This is a genomic window from Seonamhaeicola marinus, from assembly GCF_008085455.1.
The window spans coordinates 1-1,256 of the sequence record NZ_VSDQ01000132.1 but is presented as its reverse complement, the minus strand read 5'-3'; the positions used below and the strand labels follow the sequence as shown (position 1 = coordinate 1,256).

Below are 1,256 nucleotides of genomic sequence, written 5' to 3'. Positions count from 1 at the left end.
AAAAAAACTAAGTTGCATATCATTTTCAACAGCTGTTACTTTATCTGTTAACTCTTCACTAGAATGTGATTGCTCTAATTTCTTTAAAATTTTATTGGCTTTGTGCAGTACTTGTTGTGGCATGCCTGCCATTTTAGCTACATGAATACCAAAACTATGCGCACTACCACCTTCTACTAACTTTCTTAAAAACAACACATTATCTTCCAACTCTTTTACTGATACATTGAAGTTTTTTATACGTTCAAAAGTATCTGTCATTTCATTAAGCTCATGGTAATGGGTTGCAAATAATGTTTTTGCTTTGGCAGGATGCTCATGTAAATATTCACTTATTGCCCAAGCTATTGATATACCATCATAGGTACTTGTACCTCGCCCAATTTCATCTAAAAGTACCAAACTTCTTTCAGACATGTTATTTAAAATAGAAGCGGTTTCATTCATTTCAACCATAAAGGTAGATTCTCCCATAGAAATATTATCACTGGCACCAACTCGTGTAAATATTTTATCAATAACCCCTATTCTAGCTGTATCGGCAGGCACAAAACTTCCTATTTGTGCCAATAAAACAATAAGCGCTGTTTGCCTTAAAATGGCCGATTTACCAGACATGTTTGGCCCTGTTATCATTATTATTTGCTGTACAGTTCTATCTAAAAACACATCGTTAGCTATGTACGCTTCGCCTAGAGGCAATTGTTTTTCAATAACAGGATGACGTCCGTTTTTAATTTCTAAATCAAATGATTCATCAATTGTTGGGTACACGTAATTATTTTCATTTGCTAATTGTGCAAAACCACAAAGACAATCTAATTGGCCAATTAAATGGGCGTTTTGTTGCACTGCTTTTATGTATTGCCCCATCCAAACCACTAAATCTGCAAATAATTGTTGTTCTATGGCTTGTATTTTATCTTCAGCGCCTAAAATTTTAGCCTCATACTCTTTTAGTTCTTCGGTAATATAGCGCTCTGCACTTACTAAGGTTTGTTTTCTAACCCAATCTGCTGGTACTTTATCTTTGTGTGTATTACGTACTTCAATATAATACCCAAAAACATTATTTGATGCTATTTTTAGTGACGGAATACCTGTACGTTCACTTTCGCGTTGCAGCATATCATCTAAATAATTTTTTCCAGATTGTGATAAGCTTCTTAATTCATCTAGCTCTGATGAAAAACCCGCTGCAATAGTATTTCCCTTAAGTACATTTACTGGAGCATCTTCATTTAAGGTTTCTTTAA

At 34.2% G+C, this 1,256-nt stretch carries 1 protein-coding gene; it reads right to left on the bottom strand.

The features are described 5' to 3' along the window. Positions 1-1,256, bottom strand: a 1,256-nt coding sequence (gene mutS / locus FUA24_RS01105) for a DNA mismatch repair protein MutS (protein WP_148539681.1), incomplete at both ends; no start/stop codon positions are given.